The organism is Methanobacterium sp. CWC-01, assembly GCF_030323845.1.
Classification (GTDB): domain Archaea; phylum Methanobacteriota; class Methanobacteria; order Methanobacteriales; family Methanobacteriaceae; genus Methanobacterium; species Methanobacterium aridiramus.
Window position 1 is genome coordinate 87,088 of sequence record NZ_CP040735.1, and the last position, 22,202, is coordinate 109,289.

The 22,202-nt window shown below is 49.1% G+C and carries 21 protein-coding genes; 7 read left to right on the forward strand and 14 right to left on the reverse strand.

What is annotated here, in order from left to right:
• Nucleotides 1-5: 5 nt before the first annotated feature.
• Both FGU46_RS00400 and nucS read right to left on the reverse strand, forming a co-directional pair.
• Nucleotides 6-785 (reverse strand): methyltransferase domain-containing protein, encoded by a 780-nt coding sequence (locus FGU46_RS00400; RefSeq protein WP_286475364.1) that lies wholly within the window; start codon nt 783-785, stop codon nt 6-8.
• Nucleotides 786-829: 44 nt separating this feature from the next.
• On the reverse strand, nt 830-1,585 hold the full coding sequence (gene nucS, locus FGU46_RS00405; protein WP_286475366.1) for an endonuclease NucS: 756 nt from the start codon (nt 1,583-1,585) through the stop codon (nt 830-832).
• Between the two features lie 111 nt (nt 1,586-1,696).
• Here nucS and FGU46_RS00410 point away from each other — a divergent pair, with 111 nt between their 5' ends.
• Both FGU46_RS00410 and FGU46_RS00415 read left to right on the forward strand, forming a co-directional pair.
• Entirely contained in the window at nt 1,697-3,121 is a 1,425-nt protein-coding gene (locus FGU46_RS00410) for a M48 family metallopeptidase (RefSeq protein WP_286475368.1), read from the forward strand.
• An 8-nt stretch (nt 3,122-3,129) separates the two neighbouring features.
• Nucleotides 3,130-3,384 carry a hypothetical protein gene (locus tag FGU46_RS00415; RefSeq protein ID WP_286475371.1) on the forward strand — a complete coding sequence of 85 codons (255 nt, stop codon included), beginning with the start codon at nt 3,130-3,132 and terminating at the stop codon, nt 3,382-3,384.
• A gap of 2 nt (nt 3,385-3,386) precedes the next feature.
• On the opposite strand, the gene FGU46_RS00420 is transcribed toward FGU46_RS00415, so the two are convergent.
• Nucleotides 3,387-4,763, reverse strand: a complete 1,377-nt coding sequence (locus FGU46_RS00420) for an MFS transporter (protein WP_286478464.1) — start codon at nt 4,761-4,763, stop codon at nt 3,387-3,389.
• A 94-nt stretch (nt 4,764-4,857) separates the two neighbouring features.
• On the opposite strand from FGU46_RS00420, the gene FGU46_RS00425 reads away from it, so the two are divergent.
• Together FGU46_RS00425 and FGU46_RS00430 are read left to right on the forward strand one after the other, a co-directional pair.
• Nucleotides 4,858-5,601, forward strand: a complete 744-nt coding sequence (locus tag FGU46_RS00425; RefSeq protein ID WP_286475374.1) for a ZIP family metal transporter — start codon at nt 4,858-4,860, stop codon at nt 5,599-5,601.
• 15 nt (nt 5,602-5,616) lie between these two features.
• Nucleotides 5,617-6,072 carry an HIT family protein gene (locus tag FGU46_RS00430; protein WP_286475376.1) on the forward strand — a complete coding sequence of 152 codons (456 nt, stop codon included), beginning with the start codon at nt 5,617-5,619 and terminating at the stop codon, nt 6,070-6,072.
• Between the two features lie 47 nt (nt 6,073-6,119).
• On the opposite strand, the gene FGU46_RS00435 is transcribed toward FGU46_RS00430, so the two are convergent.
• From FGU46_RS00435 to FGU46_RS00450, 4 genes are all read right to left on the reverse strand, one after another.
• A complete protein-coding gene (locus FGU46_RS00435) occupies nt 6,120-6,827 on the reverse strand; it encodes a HEAT repeat domain-containing protein (protein WP_286475378.1) in 708 nt (235 codons plus the stop codon).
• Nucleotides 6,828-7,003: 176 nt separating this feature from the next.
• The gene (locus FGU46_RS00440; RefSeq protein WP_286475381.1) at nt 7,004-7,459 is read right to left on the reverse strand and encodes a metal-dependent transcriptional regulator; all 456 of its coding nucleotides are present in this window, start codon (nt 7,457-7,459) and stop codon (nt 7,004-7,006) included.
• A gap of 119 nt (nt 7,460-7,578) precedes the next feature.
• Nucleotides 7,579-9,306 carry a ferrous iron transporter B gene (locus tag FGU46_RS00445; protein ID WP_286475382.1) on the reverse strand — a complete coding sequence of 576 codons (1,728 nt, stop codon included), beginning with the start codon at nt 9,304-9,306 and terminating at the stop codon, nt 7,579-7,581.
• Nucleotides 9,307-9,356: 50 nt separating this feature from the next.
• Nucleotides 9,357-9,584 (reverse strand): FeoA family protein, encoded by a 228-nt coding sequence (locus tag FGU46_RS00450; protein WP_286475385.1) that lies wholly within the window; start codon nt 9,582-9,584, stop codon nt 9,357-9,359.
• 184 nt (nt 9,585-9,768) lie between these two features.
• Here FGU46_RS00450 and FGU46_RS00455 point away from each other — a divergent pair, with 184 nt between their 5' ends.
• Both FGU46_RS00455 and FGU46_RS00460 read left to right on the forward strand, forming a co-directional pair.
• Nucleotides 9,769-10,245: a DUF5518 domain-containing protein gene (locus FGU46_RS00455; protein ID WP_286475387.1), complete on the forward strand. Its 477-nt coding sequence runs from the start codon at nt 9,769-9,771 to the stop codon at nt 10,243-10,245.
• 16 nt (nt 10,246-10,261) lie between these two features.
• Complete coding sequence (locus FGU46_RS00460) at nt 10,262-11,458, forward strand: FAD-dependent oxidoreductase (protein WP_286475390.1); 1,197 nt, start codon at nt 10,262-10,264, stop codon at nt 11,456-11,458.
• Here the strand turns inward: FGU46_RS00460 and thiI are convergent.
• From thiI to FGU46_RS00495, 7 genes are all read right to left on the reverse strand, one after another.
• Nucleotides 11,455-12,609 (reverse strand): tRNA uracil 4-sulfurtransferase ThiI, encoded by a 1,155-nt coding sequence (gene thiI / locus FGU46_RS00465; protein ID WP_286475392.1) that lies wholly within the window; start codon nt 12,607-12,609, stop codon nt 11,455-11,457. The two genes, FGU46_RS00460 and thiI, sit on opposite strands and share 4 nt — an antisense overlap.
• A gap of 360 nt (nt 12,610-12,969) precedes the next feature.
• On the reverse strand, nt 12,970-14,235 hold the full coding sequence (locus tag FGU46_RS00470; RefSeq protein ID WP_286475399.1) for an L-lactate MFS transporter: 1,266 nt from the start codon (nt 14,233-14,235) through the stop codon (nt 12,970-12,972).
• Between the two features lie 48 nt (nt 14,236-14,283).
• Complete coding sequence (gene acs / locus FGU46_RS00475) at nt 14,284-16,188, reverse strand: acetate--CoA ligase (RefSeq protein WP_286475402.1); 1,905 nt, start codon at nt 16,186-16,188, stop codon at nt 14,284-14,286.
• A gap of 201 nt (nt 16,189-16,389) precedes the next feature.
• Nucleotides 16,390-18,027 (reverse strand): thermosome subunit alpha, encoded by a 1,638-nt coding sequence (gene thsA / locus FGU46_RS00480; protein WP_286475404.1) that lies wholly within the window; start codon nt 18,025-18,027, stop codon nt 16,390-16,392.
• Between the two features lie 118 nt (nt 18,028-18,145).
• The gene (locus FGU46_RS00485) at nt 18,146-18,679 is read right to left on the reverse strand and encodes a putative ATP-dependent zinc protease (protein WP_286475406.1); all 534 of its coding nucleotides are present in this window, start codon (nt 18,677-18,679) and stop codon (nt 18,146-18,148) included.
• A gap of 58 nt (nt 18,680-18,737) precedes the next feature.
• A complete protein-coding gene (locus tag FGU46_RS00490; protein WP_286475408.1) occupies nt 18,738-20,117 on the reverse strand; it encodes a 2,3-diphosphoglycerate synthetase in 1,380 nt (459 codons plus the stop codon).
• 25 nt (nt 20,118-20,142) lie between these two features.
• Nucleotides 20,143-20,478, reverse strand: coding sequence for a UPF0058 family protein (locus FGU46_RS00495; protein WP_286475411.1), 336 nt, complete (start codon nt 20,476-20,478; stop codon nt 20,143-20,145).
• Nucleotides 20,479-20,783: 305 nt separating this feature from the next.
• Between FGU46_RS00495 and hisD the strand changes: the two genes are divergently transcribed.
• Complete coding sequence (hisD, locus tag FGU46_RS00500; protein WP_286475416.1) at nt 20,784-22,061, forward strand: histidinol dehydrogenase; 1,278 nt, start codon at nt 20,784-20,786, stop codon at nt 22,059-22,061.
• Nucleotides 22,062-22,202 lie beyond the last annotated feature (141 nt).

Here is a 22,202-nt window from a genome sequence, read left to right on the forward strand (position 1 = left end):
TAAAATTAATCTTTTTCCGCGGTGAAAAATATCAATGCCTGGTGTTCCTGGTGCTGATAATTCATAAAACCGCTTTTTTCCAGTAGTTCATCGAGTTCATCCACGGTGAAGAAGTGTATACCCTGGGGGTCCAGGTAGGTCTGTATGTGTTCTTCTTTTTCCCACTCTCCAGTTAATAGATAAGTCAGTCCCACCAACACTCCTCCCTCAACCAACACCCGGTGCATTTCTTTTAAAACTTTTCCAACATTATCAAAGAGGTGGAGGGCCACGAAGCAGATCACCAGATCAAAGGAGTCATCCTGGAAGGGCAGTTTATCGGCACCAGCCCGCACCAACTTCATCTCCGATGAATACTCCCTGGCCTGTTGGAGCATTCCCCAGGATAAATCCACTCCATACACTTCACTAGCCTTTGCCAGTAATCCCCGGCTGAAAAGACCGGTGCCGCAGGCCACGTCCAGCACCCGCTCCCCAGGCAGAATCATCTTCAGGAGAAGGTCCTGGAAGTACTGGTTTAACTCCGGTATGGCCTCCGGAGGCAGTTTCAGCCGCCCATAAAAATTATATAAAACAGATTGGTGCTCCCCGGACTCGTAGTTCTCTGCGGAGGCGTCAAAGAATTGGTACATCTCCTCCTGCGGTGACTCGAAAACTTCCCCATGGAAGTTGGGTATTCCTTCCTGTTGTGGATACTGCTGGCCACATTCTGTACATTTCAGGTCATCTCCACAATTAATCAGGGCCCCATGACATTTTGTGCAGCGTAGGATCTCGAGATTCATCCGTTTCTTCTCCCTCCATTTAAAAATACTTCAATTTCTCTCCCTCACCCGAAGTAATCCTTCAAAGTCACCTTCTTCTGATTCCCCAATTCCCTAGGGGCCTCCATGGATTTGAATTCCATCCCCTGGTTCTCCAGCATCTCCAGGGCATCATCCGTAGCTGAAGGAGCCACTAAAACCCCCCGGACATGGCCCTTGTGGTCCGTGAAACAGTCCAGGTACCGACGTAGTTGTTTAACCGCCTGCACCCCGGCCTTCCTACTTTTCAATTCCAGTATGGTAAGATTACCCTCCCGGTCCTTGCCCAGGATGTCAATGTAACCCTGGGGGGTGTGGTACTCCCGGCTAGTGGCCCGGAAGCCGGGTTCCACCAGTTCTGGTCGCTGCCAGATCATATCCCCCATGTCGGCCTCGTATCCGGCCAGTTCCAGGTCCTGGGAGTCCTCACCCCGGTAGTAGCTGATCTGGTAGCCCCGGTGGATCTCCACCTCCAGGGTCTCAGATGGGTTGCGGCGCATGCCCTTCAGGTACACTAGTCCATTTTTGAGTTCCACCGCCAGCTTGGTCTTGGCGGGTTGCCAGTTCACCGGTTCCAGGTTGCGGTCCTGGTGGATGATGAAGGCCCCGTCGGCCTTGATGAGTACGGTGCGGTCTCCCATTCCCAGGCGGCTGGTGGCCCGGCCATCATAGAAGACCTTGCAGGATGCGATTAAAGTTATGAAGGCCCTTTTTGACAGGCCCTGGATGAGTAGCTGGCATAATCGCTGGTTGTCAGGATAGTTCTCTGAGAAGAGTTTCATACTGCAGATTCTATTCAGATGACTAGAAATATTTCACGGTTATCATAACGATCGGGAGCTTGTTCATACTTGTCCGGTTTTAAATAACTAACCACACATAAGAATAGTTAGATGTCAGCCGAGCTCAACACCATCGAGACGGAACTCTCCCGGGGACACCTGGAAGAGGCCCTGGACTTTATAAAAGAGTATTATCTCTTACCCCAGCCGGAAAGATTCCCCCAGCTAAGGATGTACACTCGGGATGGCTATAAAGTTTTAAATTACCCGGCCCAGGATAAAACTGGAGAATGGACAGTTGATGTGGAAATAACCGCCCGTCAACCCTTCCAAGTAAAGTTAACTCCATCCCGTCCTGATATACAGGAGGTGGTGAACCGGCTCTCGGAGGAGGTGTTCATCGCCATCCAGTACTTCGAGGACCTGATACGTCAGTCCACCCTCTACTTCGCCTGGGTGGAGGGAAAGGAGATCATACCCGAGAAGCCACCCACCCAGCGTAAAAAGACCTCCTTCAAGATCTTCGGCAGTAACCTGCTCCTGATTTATCTGCTCTTTTTCGGGGTTAACATCGTTCTGTTCCTGCTGCTGGGCATGTACGCCGCAGTGGCAGCTATCCTGGGAGTGCAACTGGTCATCGTCCTCTTATCAGACCGTATCCTGGATAAGACCGCTGACTGGACCATCACCCCCGAAAATCCCCGGGTGCATATCCTGGAGTACCAGCTCCCGGTGGAGGACTTCAAGGAATTCCAGAAGAAGTTCGGCAAGGATGAGGTCCTGAAGATGAAAAACGAGATCTACCAGAGGAGTCTGGCCCAGGGACAGGAGCCCACCTGCGATCTGGGGGAGGATATCTTCCAGAAATACGGATTCCACTGTCAGGCCGAGGAAAAGGTCTCCAAGGTGGTAGATGTGTACCGAATTGTGGAGACTGCTGCTATGAAGTTCGGAATCCCCATGCCCCGCATCGCCGTCAGTAACACCATGATCGCCAACGCCGCTGCCACTGGCCCCAGTCCCAGCAGGGGATTGGTGCTTATTACCACCGGACTCTTGGTGCAACTGGAAGAGGATGAAATTCTAGCAGTTTTAGGGCATGAAATGGGTCATCTGGCCGGACGCGACCCCCTAATTCTGTTTACTATTATCTCCCTGGAGTTTATACTGCGTTTCACCCTGCTCTTGCCTCTGGTGATCTTATCCCCCATTGTGTACCTCATCGTGGCCCTGGGCTTCATCTTCTTCGTGGCCAAGTTCTTCGAAACCCGGGCCGACCTCCTGTCGGCTATGAAGATCGGTCAGCCCCAGGTCCTGGCCCGGGCCCTGCGTAAGATTGGCTACCAGCGCCTCCAGGCCGAACGTATATCCCCCACCCGGGCTCCCAGCTGGCTGAACTTCGACCCCCATCCGCCCATCTACTTCCGCATCGACCGCCTGGAGCGGATGAAAACCCCCCTGGATGTTAAACGCCCCCTACTAAAATCGGCGAGAGATGTTTTTGATGGTTTCAAACGTTCCCTGGGGATAAAGTAGGTGTTGAGATGGATGTTACGCTACACTCTGTGGAAGGTAAAGATAAGGGTTGGCTAATAACACTCCAAAGCCAATTTCAGCCGGATATGAACCGAAAGGAACTCATGAAGATGGAGGACTGGGAGATAACCATTCAGGGTGAGCAGATCTATTTCAAAAACTACTTCGATCTTTCCGAACCCTGGGAAGATGAGCCCCTGGAAGAGATAATAAAGGCTGCCACCCTGGAAGTGGAGTGGAAGTTAAAACGGCTTTTAAAATGAATTTACTTATTTTTAGATACGTTTGGACCTACCAGGATGGAAAACACCAGTGCCAGTCCAGATATGATGGAAAACACCAGAAAGGCCACCCGCATGCTATCTAAAAATACCTGGTAGTTGGAGGGGTTGATCTCCACCTGGCCCAGGTAGATGGCGAAGATGAAAAGCATCAGGGCCAGTGATAGGGTTTGACCCAGATATATCATGGTGGAAAAGGCAGAAGAGGCCATTCCATAGATTTTACTATCAACTGAGCCCATGAAGATCCGGGTAGTAGGGGAGGAGAACATGGCCTGTCCCACCCCCACCAAGATGAGGGCCAGGACTGGGACCAGGATTATAGTTTCCTGGCTCAGGAAAGAGAGCATTAAGAGGCCCGCCGTAATTAAAATTAATCCACCAATGGGTAAAAACCGGTTTTCGGTTCTATCAGCAGCCCGACCAATGACCGGCGATAACACTGCCACCATTAATGGTTGGGCAGCTAAGATAAAAGCCGTGGTTTGAGGTTCCAATCCCCGCAGGGACTGAAAGTAGAGGCTGAGGAATGTGGCCATGGCGGAGATGGCAATGTTTAAAAAAAGCATCGATAGGGCTGTGAAGGAAGACCTTCTGCTTTTAAATATATCAAACTTCAAAATAGGGCTTTCAGTTCTTCTTTCCATTAAAAAGAAGCCCAGGATTCCCAGAAAACCTGCCACCAGTACTGTTTTTCCCAGATCTTCCAGGAGGGATGAGAACCCGTAGAGTAAGGCCACCAGGGATAAGGAGTAGATCAACGCCCCTTTGATATCGAAACTTTCCCCCTGGGCCTCGGCCCATTCCATCCTCAGCTTCCAGAAGAGTATGGAAAGGAGTATGATGCCGACAGGGATGTTGAATAGGTAGATGCTCCGCCAGCCCAGGTACTGTATGAGCACCCCTCCCAGGATGGGTCCCAGGAAGAGTCCGATGAAAACCGCACTTACGTACAGGCCCAGGGCTTCTCCCCTTCTTTCCATGGGGAACACTGAACTTAGAAGAGCCACCATGGTGGCGAAGATCATGGCACAGCCCAGGCCCTGCAGGAAGCTGAAAAACACTAATATTTCACCAGAATTGGAGAAGGCCGCTAGAAGGGAGGCAGTTGTGTAGATCAAAACCCCATAGGAGAATATTCTTTTTCGGCCGTAGATATCGGATAAGCGACCGAAAGGAAGGACAGTGGCCGCGTTAGCCAGAACGAAGGCGGTGGGTATCCATCCTAGGATAATCACATTTACCACCAGTTCCTTCTGGATGACGGGCAGGGCCAGGCTGAGGGAGGAACCCATGAATGGTATTAGAAAGGCGGCTAGAGATACCAGAAACAGAGTTATCCGCTGCATTGACCGGTCCACAATCAAAAATCATCACACCCCAAAACCTATTTTCATCCCCATTAATTATATGCCCTGATCCCCATACATAAAATTATACACAAAGTGATTTAGTATGGTATCAGATCTGGTGCTCTCTGGGCTGTGGGGATTTCTGGGAGGATTTGCCCTGGTTATAGGGGCCATCTTCGGCTACTACTACAAGATGCCTCCCAAGCTGGTGGCTTCTATCATGGCCTTTGGTAGTGGGGTGCTCCTATCAGCGGTGTCCTTCGAACTTTTAGACGAGGCCTACCAGCTGGGAAGTTTCCTAGACGTAGCGGTTGGGTTCCTGATGGGGGCTGTTATTTTCACTCTCACCAATCTGTATCTGGCCCGGAGGGGGGCTAAGCACCGGAAAAGGTCCCGTAGACCAGAGGACTTCGAAGGTAATGGTGTGGCCATTGCCGCAGGTTCAGTTATCGACGGAATCCCGGAGTCCATTGCCATTGGACTGACCATGATCGGAGGGTTGGGAGTGAGTACCGCCACCCTGGTGGCTGTGTTTCTATCCAACATACCCGAGGGCCTGTCCAGCTCGGCGGGTATGAAAAGTGACGGCTGGAAGGCCGCTCATGTCTTCAGTTTGTGGCTGGCCATTGCCCTTTCCACTGCTTTAGCCTCTATTCTGGGTTACACCGTTTTCCAGTTACTGCCAGCGGAGATTACCTCGGTGGCCCTGGCCATAGCTGCCGGTGGAATCCTGGCCATGCTGGTTGATACCATGATCCCGGAGGCCTTCAGCCAGACCCATGACCTGTCCGGCTTGATCACCGTGGTGGGATTTACCATATCCTTCATGCTATCCAAATTATACTAAAATGAGGAGAATATTATGCACGAATGTCCTTACTGCAGGAAACTGGAAGCCTACAACTTTGGGACGTACCTTGATCAGACCAAACACTGGATCATCTTCCTGGCACCCAATCAGAGCAACCTGGGTACCTGTGTAATTGCCCTCAACCGGCACCATGGCACTTTAACCGGACTAAACAGTGAAGAATGGGAGGAATTCGTCCAACTGGTGGAGAGGATGGAAAATGCGGTTAAAAAGGCCTTCCATTCCACCCTGGTTAACTGGGGTTGTCTGATGAACTCCTTTTATATGGAGAATAAGCCGGATCCCCACCTGCACTGGCACTTCATACCCCGCTACCGGGATCCGGTGGAGTTTGCCGGGCACACCTTCGAGGACCCCCACTTCGGTTACATGCGCCCCCGTCCCCCTAAAAAGATATCCGAGGATGTGCGGGTGGAGATAATGAGTAAAATAAGGAAACATATGTGAATTTCTTTATTCCGGGGAATTGTTCTTAATTTTTCTAGGATCATATCCTATTTCTGGGCGGCCTGTATATCCTGCAGGGCCTCTTCTATCTGCAGGCGCACGTACCATCTCTCATCTTCCAGGGCCTTTTCAAGAGCTGGTACTGCCCGCTCATCACCTATTTTTCCCAGGGCACTGGCTGCGTGTCGGCGGACACTGACATCACCATCCTGCAAGGCCGCCATAAGAGGATAGAGGGCCCGATTATCAGCGATCATACCCAGAGCCTCTATTGCTGCGCTGCGGAAGCTATAATCTTCATCTTCCAGGGTAGCCAGGAGATGCAAAACTGCCCGACCATCACCGATCATGCCCAGGGCAATGGCCGCCTGGTTTCTGATCTTATCATCTTGAAGGGCTTGTAGAAGAGGTTCCAGGGCACGATCATCTTTTATTTTTCCCAGGGACTCGGCAGCGTGAAGTTGTACATTCCACTGGTCATCGGTGAGGGTTTCTATGAGATCCGGCACGGCCAGGGGATCTCCCATTTCTCCCAGGGCAATGGCCGCATTGGAACGCACATCACCATTACCATCGGCTAATGCTTCCAGTAAAGGTTCCAGGGAGGATTTGTCTCTTTTTCTGCCCAGGGCCCGGGCTGCTTCCCAGCGGGTCTGGTCATCCCCCTTTTTCAGTGCTTTGATTAAACCCTTAATATTTCCTTCCCTTTCCAGTTTTGAAACATCAGGCCCATACTTACCGTCCAGAATCCCCATACATTCACCTACCCCTCATTTTGTGCTAATTACTATGTTGGGGATTAAATAAATAATATCCTTCCAAGTTAGTTTATGTATGAAGAAAGCGGTTTTTAAACTTAAAAAAGAGTTGAAATTAGTTATATAGGGCAAATAGGGTTTTAAATAGTATTGACTTTAAAAAGAATCTGCATCTATTTCTCTTCCGGTAATTTTCCATGTTGATGGTAGTGGTAGAAGGCATCCATGAACTGGGAGGCATAAGGATAGATCTCCATGAACTCGGCGAAGCTTTTCAGGTTGCAGATGGTGGATTTGCTCAGAACATGTTCCATGGCACAGGCATCATCACCAGCCACCTCCACACCCACTCCCAGGAGGTTTAAAAAGTCTTCTAGGACGGTGTGTCTTTCTTTGATGGCCTCGGCCACCTGCCGGCCCTCAGGGGTTAACTTTATCTCCCGGTAGCGCTGGTAAGAGACCAGGCCCATCTGGGATAATTTCTGCACTGCCTCCACCACACTTGGTGGTTTGACATTCAAAGCCTGAGAGATGTCCTTTACCTTAATTTCACCTTTATCCCTACTTAGACAGTACATGGTCTCCAGATAATCCTCCACACTCTGACTTAACCTGGGAATGGTTTTCATCTAATATCCCTCTTCTTTTTATCTTCTTTCCATTTTATCTGGATGCTTGCCTGGGAACATCGACCACAACTTGCGCAGTTATGTCCCACTATTTTGCGGATTACATTTAAAATTTTCATTTATATCACACTCCACATTAGGTTCAAAGTGGTTCCTGCCAGGAGGGCCACCACAACCATGATCAGGATCACCTTTAGCAGATCCTTAACCCCCAATTCCTTCAGAAGAACCACGAAGGTAGCTATACAGGGAAAGCTCACGGCAAGGAAGGTGGTGGCCACAGTGAGTTGTTGGGCGGTGAGATTTAGGGGTGCTAGCATGGCTGTGGCCAGATCTTTACGTAAAAAGCCCATGATCAATGCTCCAATGGCATCATCCGGCAGGCCCAGGAGGTTGGATAATATGGGGGACACCAGAATGGTGAGGAAGTCCATGATGCCAAAGATGTACAGGAGGTTGATGGCCAGAATTCCCAAAAACACAAAGGGAACTGCCTCGATTAGGAATCCTTTAACCCTGATCCAGGTTTTTTGCAGGAGGGTCTTGAGGTGGGGAATACGGTAGGGCGGTATTTCCACAAATATTTCTGGACTTTCCCCAGGAATTAATCGGTTTAAGACCATGCCCAGGGATATGAACAGAATGAATAGGGTCCCGTAAACCACAGCAATATACTGCAAGCCATAAGCGCCAAGAAGTCCAATTATAACTGCCGTCTGAGCCATGCAGGGAATGGACATTGCTATTAAAGCAGAAGCAATGAACTTTTCTCTTTTTCCTTCTAATATACGGGTGGATAGTACTGCCGGTACGTTGCAACCGAATCCCAGGATGATGGGGATTATGGAGAAGCCGTGTAACCCCAGACGATGCATCAAGCTGTCCACCAGTACGGCTAAACGGGGCAGATATCCCAGGTCTTCCAGTAAACCCAGAAAGAGATAGAAGGATAGTATGTAGGGCAACACCACTGCGAATTCCACGTACACCCCGGTGGTGAGTATACCGAAGGAGGTTTCATACTGGTAACCAGTACCAATCAGTATTTCATGGATCAGACCACTGGGAAATATATTACTAACCGTTTGAGTGATGAAGGGTCCGTAGTACTGGTAGTAAAGGGGATCCAGGAGGTAGGTGATTAAAAACTCCCCCAGACCAATAACCACCTGTAAAGTAATTATGATGGTAAATATGGCTATAAATATACCGTAAACCGGATGAACCGAAGCTCTTTCAAGTTTTTCCAGGAAAGTAGGGTGTCTATGCTCAATTTTTTGAAGACTGGATACTAATTGACCTATAAATGCCCATCGCTCTTCATCTTGCATGGGAATAATTTGAGGAGAGTATTTATGTTGATTTTTCAGGGCATCCTCCATTACTTCAGAGAGTTCCTTCAAGCCCTCCCCGGTGACAGCTACTAACGGAAGAATGGGAACCCCCAGTGCTTCAGATAGTCCTTGAATGTTCAGGTGTACTCCTCGTCTCTGGGCGCAGTCCCACATGTTCAGCACCACCACGGTGGGTAGTCCCCTCTCCAGGATCTGTAAAGTTAAAAAGAGATTACGTTCCAGATTGGTGGCATCCATCACAGAAATCACCAGATCCGGATCTTCCTCCTGAAACATTTTACGAGCCACTTCTTCAGCCTGACAGGCTGGTTGCAGGGAATATGTGCCGGGAACATCAATAAGTTCGGCGGTTATCTTTCCGAGTTTTAGGTTTCCCTTGGTGTAACCCACCGTAGTGCCAGGGTAGTTCGAGGAAGTGACCTGGACTCCGGTAAGTCGGGAGAAGACCACACTCTTACCCACGTTGGGGTTGCCCATTAAGAGTATTTTCATGATGATTACCTTTAGGGATTAAAATTAGACCATAATGATACGGGGGATGTTCATAGTGGTTCCACCATAACTTTAGCAGCCATTCCCCTTCCCAGGGCAATCTGACAACCATCCACTTCCAGTACTATCGGCCCCCGGAAGGGAGCTGCGGATAATTTCCGTATTTTTTTTCCTTTACGAAGATTAAGTGATTCTAAACGTCTTACCAATCCACGGCCGCCCTTAACTTCTATTATGGTTCCTAGTTGGCCATTTTTAAGCTGGTCTATGGTGATCATGATCAAACTTCCAGTAATGTGAACCAGATATTAGGTTCCCCTAACTATTTGTTAGGATAACCTAACTCTTCCATAATATATAAAGTTTGGGATCAGAATCTGCTGGACCTAAGTTTTACTTCTAAGGAAACCATTATAAGACATACCGGGGAATAATCTCTAACAAAAGAGGTAAGGACATAATATGGCAAAGTACAGTGTGGAAACATCCATAATCATCAGCATAGTAGTGGGTCTTATCATCTCCAACATTCCCATCGTGGGTATCCGGGGAATGTTCTTCATAATCATAGTGGGATTTATTGCCAGCTACTACACCGTTCCAGAGAAAACCAGCTATAAGGTGGGAGCCACGGCCGGGGTGGTTATGGCCATTATATTACTGGTAATTAGTTTTCTATCCCCACCGGATCTACCTTACACCCTGCCCAGTGCCACCTCTCTGGGAGTGTCAGCCATGGCCAACGAATTCTTCGTCCTGATACTTGGCATCATAATGTCACTTTTAATATACGGATTTCTGGGGGCCCTGGGAGGCTACCTGGCCACTCAGTTCTTCAATCCACCTGAAGTGGTAGAAAAACCCCGATACATGGAAAAAAAACCTAAAATGGTATCCAAAAAAAGGCCCAGAAGGACCTTGGAAAGAAAAAAACTTTAATTTTTTGGTGGGTTAATTGACAAAGGTACTGGTAGTCGGATCCGGGGCGGGGGGAGGCATTCTGGCCAGTGAACTATCCCGAAGGGGGGTGGAAGTTACCATCATCGAGAAGGGACCCTCCACTCCGCCGGGTGATGCTTACTGCCACTATGAGATCATAAATACCGGTGTAGAGATCCTTAAAACCGACTGCGTAGGGGGTACCACTATGGTAACCACCGGCAACGCCGTGAGAACCTGCCAGGAGGAGCTCAGAAAATACAACATCAATATTGATGCTGAGCTTGATGATGTGGAACAGGAAGTGGGAGTTTCCATCCTTCCGGACTCACTATTGGGGGAGGGAACTCGCAAGATAATGGACGGTGCCCGGGAACTGGGTTTCACCATGGGACCCATGCCCAAGTTCATTGACCCCCGTCTGTGCAAGCCCTGCGGTAAATGTGCCCTGGGATGTCCCCGTGATGCCAAATGGACCTCCCAGAATTACCTTAAAACTGCCGTTAACTTCGGAGCCAGTTTAATAGAAAACCGCCCCGTGGTGGATATAATAGTAAAAAATGGGGAATTGAAGGGAGTTACAACTACCAATAAAGATTATTTCGCTGATATAGTGGTGTTATCGGCTGGGGCCATGGCCACCCCCCGATTGTTGCAACAAGCAGGGATAAAAGCTGGGAAACAACTTTTTGTGGATACCTTCATCACCATCGGCGGAGTGCTAAAGGGTATTGGCTTCAACGAAGAGGTGCAAATGAACGCCCTCCTTAAAAGAGAGGATCTGATTATCACGCCCCATTTTTCCAGTATACTGGTAGATAAGATACCAGATGCGGCTCCGGAAGACATACTGGGCTTGATGGTGAAAATAAAAGATGATAACCAAGGCAGAGTCACAACTAATTCAGTTGTAAAGTACAGTACCGCCAGGGATGTGGGCCTGTTATGCGAGGGAGCGGCTATGGCCGGTTCCATACTAACAGCTGCTGGTGTTGATCCCCTAACCCTGGTGTCAAGTCCCGCTCGAGGAGCTCATCCCGGAGGAACGGCCGCTATTGGCGAAGTAGTTGATTCCAATCTGGAAACAGAAATAGATGGCCTATTTGTGGCCGATGCCAGTGTCCTGCCCCGTGCACCGGGAGCTCCACCAGTCCTGACCATCCTGGCCATGTCCAAGCGCCTGGGCAGATACTTATCCGCGGAAAGGGTTTAGATTCTTATTTTACGTATACCATCCATTAATTCATCCAGCACGGTGGCCATGTTCAGTTTATCCTGTGCTTCCAACACTTTCTCCAGTTCAGCATGGGTTTCCGGGTGTCGGGGTGCGGCGCTACAACCGGCCTCGGGCAGGATGGATATCTGGTAGGTGCCTATCTTCTTGGCCAGATTCTCAATCTCCACCTTATCTAGGCCTATCAGGGGGCTTAAGAGAGGCATGGTGGTGAAGTAACGGGTGGCCACCAGGTTAGGAAGTGTCTGGGATGCTACCTGGCCCATGCTACTCCCATCCAGGGTGGCCAGGGCTCCCTCTCTTCCTGCCAGTTTCTCAGCCACCTGGTACATGCCACTTTTGCACAGTACACAGGTCATGCGGGAAGGTGCCTCCTTCTGGCAGTGGGTGAGGAATTCACCATAATCCACACAGTAAAGATCTAAACGGGAGCCATGGGAGTATTCCTTAAGCTTCCCGGCCATTTTGGTGATTTTCTCCTCCTCGCCGGAGGTGTAGGGATAGTTGTTGAAGTGTAACGCGGTGATACTGCAGCCCCGCTTCATCATGAGATAACAGGCCACCGGAGAGTCAATTCCTGTCGATAGAAGGGCTACCAACCTCCCCTGGGTACCGATAGGCAGACCCCCGGGACCAGGGATTTTCTGGTGAAAGATGTAGGTCTTATCCTCCCTCACCTCCAGGAATATTTCAAAATCAGGGTTGGTGAGATCCACCCGGGACTGGGTGACTCCATAAACCACCGAACCAGCAAATGCTGCCAGTTCCTGGCTGGTGAACTTGTGCTGGCCCACCCGGCGGCAGCGGATGGCGAAGGAATCTTCGCCCGAGAATACACCTTCTTCCACCAACTCCCGGGTGTAGCTGGCTAACCTTTCTTTTATGACCCCATAGTCAGTGTCGGTGACCACGGCGGGGCTGAAGGACACCACCCCGAAGGTCTTGGTTAGAACCTCCACAGATCTATTTAGGTCTTCAACCTGGAGGAAGATGCGTCCCTGCTCCATGGTGGACTGGCATTCCAGGGCTGATTTAATGTTACTTAAAAGTCTTTTCTCAAACCGCTTCCGCACCACCGGACTTTTTATACCAATTTCCCCATAGCGGACGATTATTAAATCTTCTTTCATGATTCTCCTTTCGTAAATTTCTAAAGCCTTTTTATAGGTTGAGTAATCTAACTTTCTTTTTATTATGTTGAGTAATCTAATATTTTATTTGAATTTTAAGCTTGAATAATCATTGGTTTTTTTAAAGTGAAGAACCGGTCCCTGGTTAAAATAGAAATCCGTGAGGATATGAACATATTGGTGATCATGTTGCTAGAATCGCCTCTTCTAATTGGTGTGAAAGGGATGTAGCTAGCCAGTGAAATTGATTTTGGGCTTCCATCTGGAAGTCTAATTTTAGGTTTGAATAATAATTAAAAAAATAGATGACCCCGGGAAGCGAATCCCGGGAGGGAGGCGGTAGGAATTGAAATTTTTCTGTTATCCTGTTTTTACCGGTTGTGGCGGTCTGAGCAGAGTGAAGGCCAGTATTAGGCCTATAATGGCCAATACCAGGACGTAGGGGAACACCCCCAGGTAAGATCCAGTTGAGGTTTTTATGAACCCGGCCAGCTGGGGGCCGACTATGCCCCCGGCACCATAAGCCAAAAAGAGCAGACCATAATTCCGGGGATAATCCAGGTTTCCAAAGTAACTGCCGCAGGTGGTGGGTGCTATGGCCAGCCATCCTCCCAGACATCCCCACAGGATGGCAAAGGCCAGTATATAAACCGTGACGCTGGGTATCACCATGATAAGTAGTGACGCCAGGGTGATGAGGATGAAGGATAGTACGGCGGTGTTACGGGGTGTCACTCGGTCCGTTAAAAAACCAAAGACCGGTCTTCCGAAGCCGTTGAAAACAGCAAAGACACCCACCAGGGTGGTGGCCAGTGTCGCTTCCACCCCCACTTCCACTCCCAGGGGTTTGGAAATCCCGATGGCCATGAGACCGGCCAGACAGCCGATGAAGTAGCACACCCATAGGGCATAGAATGATCTGGTCCGGACCATGTCCTCCCGCATGAGTTCACATAAGGCATCCTGTCCCGGCTCGGGTGGAGTGGGAGTCCAACCTGCCGGGGTCCAACCCGTCTTTGGGAATCTGAGGGGTAAAGCCAGGAGTACGGTGAGTAGAATGAAGGCTATACCGAAGACGCGGAAGGTGTTCATAACCCCCGCCGAAGCTATTAGATACCCGGCGATGTTGGCGGTGATAAGTGCCGAGAAGCCGAACCCCAGGAGGGTTAGGCCCACGGCCAGCCCCCGTTTGTCGGGGAACCAGCGGGAGGCGACGGCCACTGGTACTCCGTAGGCTATGCCCACCCCCGCCCCGGCGATTACACCATAGAAGATGTACAGCCACTGTACGGAGATGGCGAAGGATGACAGAAGCCAACCCAGACCGGTCAGTAGACCGCCCATTATGACCATGTTTCTTGGCCCGTACTTTTCGATGTACTTCCCGGTGAAGGGCATGGCAATGGCAAAGAATGCCAGGAACACCGAGAAGGGCAGGAGAATCTCGTTGGCATTCACCACCTGCCCGAGTTGGGTGGTGAAGTATGTGGTTAGGGGTGCTACAAACACACTCCAGGAGTAGATGGTGCCCAGACAGAGGTTGATGATCATGCCCAGGACGACGAGTATCCATCGTCCCTTTAGAGCATCCATCCCCATTATTTTTTCATCTGCACTTTTTCCCATCAAATCACCCCAAAAACGTTTTAACTCATTCTTGGAGTTTTTATTTTGTTATTCTTCCAGGGTGGAGGTGTCACCTAGATCTTCACCTTCTTCCTGGGCGCGGAGTATTCGGCGCATGATCTTTCCACTACGGGTTTTGGGGAGTTTATCCACCTCTACGATCTCACCCAAAACAGCTACCGGTCCTAACTCGTATCGTACGTGTTTTTTTAGATCTTCGATGAGTTGGGTTTTGAGTTCGTTTCCTTCCCTCAAAATGACAAAGGCCTTTATGACCTCCCCCTTAATGGGATCAGACCGGCCGATAACTGCGGCCTCAGCCACTGCGGGGTGACTGACAAAGGCGGATTCCACCTCAGCTGATCCAATACGGTGCCCGGCAATTTTCAGTACATCATCGGAACGGCCCTGTATCCAGAAGTAACCGTCTTCGTCTTGACGTACCATGTCCCCCGCCTTGTAGACGCATCCAGGAATGTCTTTCCAGTATACGTCCAGGAAACGTTCCTTATCCTTGTAGAGGGTTCGGAACATGGAGGGCCAGGGATTTTTCACAACCAAATAGCCACCTTTGCCCAGTGGGACTTGGTTACCCTCTTCATCAACCACCTGGGCATCTATACCTGGAAATGCCCTGGTACAGGAGCCGGGTTTAAGGGGAGATACCGGTAGTGGAGATATGAGGTGCATGCCGGTTTCAGTCTGCCACCAGGTGTCCATAATGGGACATTTCTCCTTACCCACGTTGGTGTAGTACCACATCCAGGCCTCGGGGTTGATGGGTTCCCCCACCGTTCCCAGAATCCTCAGGGAACTGAGGTTGTAGAGGTTGGTGTATCTGGCCCCGAAACGCATCAGATGCCGGATAGCAGTGGGGGCGGTGTAAAACTTGGTAACCCCATATTTTTCCACGATCTTCCACCACACCCCCAGGTCGGGGTAGTCTGGCGCGCCCTCGTAGACCACGGTGGTGGTTCCCAGTAGTAACGGGCCGTATATAACGTAGCTGTGACCAGTGATCCATCCAATGTCTCCGGTACACCACCACATATCATCTTCATGAATGTCGAATATATTTCGCAGGGTGGTGGCCACCCCGACCATGTATCCAGCAGTAGTGTGCATAACCCCCTTGGGTTTACCAGTGCTGCCCGAGGTGTAGAGTATGAAAAGTGGGTCCTCAGCATCCATAGGTTCAGGAGGACAGTCCACCGGTTCTCCCTCCACCAGGCGTTCATAGAATATTTCCCGTCCCGATAGTTCGGATATTTCAATGTCACTGCCGGTGTGCTTGACCACCACGATGGTTTCAATGGTAGGACACTGCAGGATAGCCTCGTCAGCGATTTTCTTTAAATCAATGATCTTACCTCTCCGGTAGGTTCCATCGGCGGTGAATAATACCTTAGCTTTGGCATCGTTCATTCGATCCACAAAGGCTCCCACTGAGAGGCCGGAATAAACCACACTGTGCACCGCCCCGATCTTGTTGCAAGCCAGGAGCGCTATTAAAAGTTCGGGACACATGGGCAGGTACATGGAAACTGTGTCTCCCTTCTTGACTCCCAGGTTTTTCAGGGCGTTAGCCAGTTTATTAACTTCCAGGTACAGTTCGTAGTAGGTTATCTTCTTTTCATGACCTCGTTCGTTAATGTAAAGGATGGCGATCTGGTTACGTTTTTCGGTTTCGATCCAGCGGTCCACGGCATTGTAGGCCAGGTTAATCTTACCCCCGGTGAACCACTTATAGAATGGTTTTTCCGAGTCATCTAGGACTTTATCCCACTTCTTGAACCATTCAAATTGTTCTGCCTGCTCAGACCAGTATTTATCCAGGTCTTTACCCTTCTCTATTTCTGCATCCCAATCCTTGACGTGGGCTCGGTTTTTCACATCTTCGCTAGGTTTGAAAACCCTTTTCTCGTCCATAAGGACTGTGGTATCGTGTACCATTTATATTCCACCATTTTTCCCTGGTTAACTAATGATACTAACTAAGTTGCTCTTGCTATTTATATTTTACTATGATTAATCATTATAAATTCATATTAATCATGATAAATAAGTGATTTGAAGACTCAATAAAAAATGCTGTATTTTAGGGTTAATTGGAAAAATAAAAAAATAAAAAAAATGGAAGGATTTATCCTTCTATTACATCATGGGAGGCATTCCGCCCATTCCACCCATACCTGGTGGCATGCCTTCCATGCCTTCAGGTTCTTTAATACCGGAAGAGGCGATCATGTCGTCGATACGCAGGATCATCTCGGCGGCTTCGGCGGCAGACTGGATAGCCTGTTTTTTCACTCGTTGTGGTTCCACCACGTTGGCTTCCTTCATGTCGGTGACATCGCCTTTGAAGACGTCCAGGCCCATGTGGTGGCTGTGTTCATGGGCAGCCCTCAGGTCCACGATGGCATCGATCTGGTCCAGTCCGGCGTTCTCGGCCAGGGTTCTGGGAACCACTTCCAGGGCATCGGCGAAGGCAGAAATGGCCAGCTGTTCCCTACCGCTGACCGTGTCTGCGTAGTCACGCAGGGCCTTAGATATAGCTATTTCAGGTGCTCCTCCTCCATAAACAACTTTTCCATCTTCCACGGTGGATGATACCACACCAATGGCATCCTCCACAGCTCTTTCCACCTCAGCAGCCACATGTTTGGTGCTGCCCCGGAGGATGATGGACACTGCCTTGGGGTCCGGACACTCTTCAATGAAGGTCAGGACTTCGTCGAAGATCTTCTTCTCATAGACCTTCCCAGCTTCTCCCAGGTCATCAGAGCTGAGATCTTCGATGTTGGTCACTAATCGAGCACCGGTTGCTTTCTCTAATCTTTCCATGTCAGATTTTCTAACCCTCTTCAAGGCCAGGATTCCCTCCCGGGCCAGGTAGTGCTGGGCCAGGTCATCTATTCCCTTCTGGCAGAATATAACGTTGGCTCCGCTTTCTATGACTTTATCCACCATGTCCCGGATCATCTGTTCCTCATTTTCCAGGAAGGCCTGCATCTGAGTGGGGTCGGTTAGTTTGATCTTGGCATCTGTTTCCAGGTCCTTAACTTCCAGTGGGTACTTTAAAAGAGCTATCCGTGCGTTTTCAATATTCTTGGGCATGGAGTTGTCGGCTCGTCCCTTGTCCAGCACCACTCCGTTAACGATTTCTGACTCGTTAATGGTGGCACCCTGGATACGCTGGATGTTAATGCTTTTCTTGTTAACTTCACCGTCTTCTTCCACCTGCTGCACGGCGCTAACTATGAGTTCAGCCAGGGGTTCACGGGCAGTTTCGGTACCTTTCCCAGTCATGGCGGTCATGGCCACTTGCAGGAGGGTTTCACGGTCAGAAGCGTCCATGGAAATTTCTTCTAATACTTCCAGAGCCTTGGCTGCTGCTCGACGGTATCCCATTACCAGAGTGGTGGGGTGTATTTCCAGATCCAGCAGTTCTTCGGCTTTCTGGAGTAGTTCACCGGCAATGATAACCGCGGTGGTGGTTCCATCCCCCACTTCGTCTTCCTGGGTTTTGGCTACTTCCACCAGCATCTTGGCAGCAGGGTGTTCGATGTCCATTTCCCGGAGGATGGTCACCCCGTCGTTGGTCACCACGATATCACCCATACCATCTACCAGCATCTTGTCCATTCCCTTAGGACCCAATGTGGTTCTGACAATTCCTGCCAGGGCTTTTCCTGCCATTATGTTCATTCTTTGAGCGTCTCGTCCCAAAAGTCTTGATGTACCTTCAGGTAGTATTATAATCTGTTGGCCTTGTCCGCCTAACTGTGCCACAATATCATCTCCATTTTTCTTACAGTAATTTAGGGGTGGGTTAGAGGTTATATAAATACTTTCCTCATGGAGTAGAGTGCCGGTTACACCGTCCTAAGGTTACACCAGCATGAATCTACTATTCCACCCGGTAGTTAAACTCCCAGAGATACTTGCCTGATGTTTCCAGTCCCTCCAGGTGTTCCATCTCATGGGAGACACCGTAAGCCGCGGATCCCTCAAAGAATAATGGTCCTTCCATACGTTTAAGCACAATCTCCATGGAACCCGGATTCAGCTCGGCTAGGATAATATCGTCCGCCTGTAGTTCCACACGGTAAGGTCTTTCCACCAGTTCCCGCTCCTTCTTGTTGCCGCATTTTTCCAGGCGCAGTATCCGGCCCTCAGTATCGGTTACCCTAGGATTTACCAGGAGGGTCACCCTCTCCAGGGTGTAGCCTTCCTTTTTATCTTCATGGTAGCGGGTTATCTTCTCTTTAACCGCTAATGCTTCCAGATCCCTGGTTTTGAAGCTCCAGTCCCCGCCGAATTTAAGGGAGAAAAGAACGGGGAGAAAGGCATCAGGCTGGATATTCAGGCTTCTGATGGCGTTTTCTTCCTTCAAGTTAAAGGAGAGTTGTTTTTTCAAGCGATCATACTCTGAATAATCCAATCTATCACCAGAAATAATATTTAATTTAAAAAATTAGAGGATGTTGGTATCCACTTCGTTAATTGTTCTGCGGGAAGTCCTGGATAGCGCTGTCCACCACCCGGATTATGGCCTGGTCCAGGTCATCCTCTTCTCGAATGGCCAGGGGTATGTTGTCACAGTAAACCACTTCCATACCGGCCTCCAAGGCATCCTTGGTAGCCACGTCCACAGCCGCTGCCTTAAGTTCGGTGAGCATCACTTCCGCTTCGTCTAGGTACTTTTCAATATCCTGCTGAAGCAGGGGACGGTTAGAAAGATGGGATGTGGTACCCACTACCTGGCATCCGTAAACATTTTCCAGGTGCTCTATTAGGACCTCCTTAATGGAATCCGGGGCGGTGGTGGCAAATAACACCTTCTTACCCTGCACCGATTCTAAAGGTTTGGGCCGGAACACGGTGGATATAACGATAGCCCCGGGATTCAGGTTATTTATGAAGGTTTCAATGGTTTTTACCTTGTGTTTACTGGCCAGGGGCTCTTCGCACATGGTGATAACCACCAGGTCGGCTTTCTTGATCCGGAATGGTCCGAAGAAGCGTTCAATATTTATGAGGGGCTGGTTGGCACCCACCAGCACTACGTGTTTATCAGTTTTAACCGGGGGTATGGCAGCTCCACTGCCCTCCATTATCACAAAATCAGCATCAACTTCGTTGGCCATCTGGGCTCCTCTTTTCATGTTGGTGATGAACACCTGGCCCAGCATACCCCCACCACACCTTCGGCAGCCGATGGTCAGTATTCTGCTCATGAGGGCGTCTTCCCAGTGGTCCGAGGCGGCGTGAACTCCCTTGTTGGACTGTTCCATTAAGAATTGGGGTGTGATCTCGATCTGATCTCCCCTGACAATCTCCGGCTCCTTCGGGCCTCCACGACCCATGGCCACTACACAGGGATTGTATTTTTCTTTATGAATTAAACGAGCTGCATAAGCGGAAACTGCAGTTTTTCCTATGCGTTTACCGGTGCCCAGGATTTTCAGGGAAGGTTTTTGCAGTAGGTCATGTTCATCCAGGGGCTGGAACTGGAAATCCGGTCCCTCATAGGGGATGCCCATCTCCAACACCAGTGAAGCAATTTTGAACCGTTTGGAATAGTCCACCACTGGTTCATCACTGAGATCCATGACCACATCCGGTTCATGATCCGTTAAACTTTGACTAATAAGATGATAGGGAATTTCATGAAAATTTTCATCATAATAAACAGGCACTCCCAATTTTTCTTCGATAGACGCCGGTGACGCATCCCGAAGCTTTTCTGTGCCTCCAATAAAAACAGCAGCAACCACTTCGTTATGTTCCAGGTTATCCAGGGTTTCTAAGGCATTTCTGGTTACCGGGAAATAATGCTCACCATCAATTAGGCATATCATCTTCCTTAGGCCATCCATAATTCCACACTCCCGTCAGGAGTCTTTACATCATGATTTTCTGGTATTTTTTCTCGTATTTTAGGGGATCCTCATTCTGGGAGCGGATAAGTTCCTTTCTGGATCGCTTAACCAGTTCCGATAGGCCGTTGGAGATGTTGGAAGAGTTCCCTCCATTATTGGCAGCCACCACATGAGAGATGGAGGCTGATAAAACAAAAATAGCATGTTTGTGTTCGGCCTTAGTGCGGTGTATGTGATGTGGACTTATATTCAAGGATAGATATTCCCCGCATTCATCCTTAACCTCATATTCGCTTTCGAGATTTTTTAAAACATATACCAGAAATTGATGTAGCTGTATTAGCTCGTCTTTGTACATATCTACCAGACACCTCTATTTAAAGCGTTTTTAGATTAATTTGGTATGCATTTATACCTTTGTAATACCAAATTGGTATTACCCTTATTTGTACTACCCTATATTACTACCACTCATGATTTAAAAAAAGTCCTCAGCGGGTAGTAACTTCAAACCAATATCCAATGATTATGCACACGGTATTCTATAATTATAGTATCATTACAAATAAATCTTTTGACCCTCAACATAAAAATCGAAGTAAAGATACCAACCACTCACCCATAGTACAATCCTTAAAAGGCTACACTCCGTGGTGAAAAAAAATGAAAATCATAAAATTAAAAGACCAGGCAGGAGATGAACTTCTGTATAGGGCCCAAATCGATTCAGAAAGCGTTATTAAACCCGTTCGGGAAATTATCAGTGACGTGCGGAAAAATGGGGATCAGAGTCTAAAGTATTATACCCAGAAGTTTGACGGAGTTTCCCTTAGGGATTTCCAGGTCAGCAGCCAGGAGATAGACACTGCCCTGGAAAGGATTGAACCCCCAGTTTCAGAGGCCCTGGAAAGTGCCGCCCAGAACATAACCAAATTTCACCAGGCACAGCTTCCTCCGGAATGGTCCATTAACGTTCAGGAAGGAATCACTGCGGGACAGATAATAAGGCCCCTGGAAAAGGTGGGCTGCTACATTCCTGGAGGCCGGGCAGTATATCCATCCACCATCCTCATGACCGTCATCCCAGCCCGGGTGGCTGGAGTAGAAAAGGTGATATGCTGCACTCCCCCAGACCAGAACGGTACGGTGAAGGATGTGGTCCTGGCTGCGGCTCACCTGGCCGGAGCCCACCAGATCTATAAGGTAGGAGGAGCTCAGGCCATCGCTGCCATGGCCTACGGCACCGAAACCATTCCCATGGTGGATAAAATCGTGGGCCCTGGAAACATCTACGTTACCGCCGCTAAGAAGGAGGTGTACGGAACGGTGGATATCGACTTCCCAGCCGGGCCATCGGAGGTGCTAATTCTGGCTGATGAAGGTGGAAACCCCGAGTACATTGCCCTGGATCTTTTAGCCCAGGCCGAACATGACCCGGAGGCTGCATCGGTACTGGTAACCACTTCCCCAGAACTGGCCGAGGAGGTCAGCCAACTGGTAAAGCAGGAACTGCCCCTCATGAAAAGACGAGAAATCATAGAGGAGTCACTAGCAAAATATGGGCACATATTTGTGGCCTCATCCATGGAAGAGGCGGTCCGGTTCACCAATCGCTACGCTCCGGAACACCTGATCATCATGACCAACGAACCGGAAAAAGAAATGAAAAATATCAACAATGCCGGTTCCATATTCCTGGGAGATTTAACCCCGGTGGCCGCAGGTGATTATGGATCCGGAACCAACCACGTGCTTCCCACCTCATTTTGTGCACGCATGTACTCTGGTTTATCCACCGAATCCTTCCTGAAAAAACCCACCGTCCAGAAAATCACTAAAGAAGGACTGGATAATCTAGAAAAAACGGTGGTGACCCTGGCCGAATATGAAGGATTATATGCCCACGCTGAATCTTTCAAAAGGAGAATATCCAGGGATTAAGGTGAAGAGTCAGTCAAAAAAAATCGCATATCATAATGTTAAATATTTTATTAAGGCACTTTTATAAGGCCGGAATTTAGAGATTTATAGTATTAACTACATGAGGATAATTTTTGATATTAGATCGAATGATTATTTGAT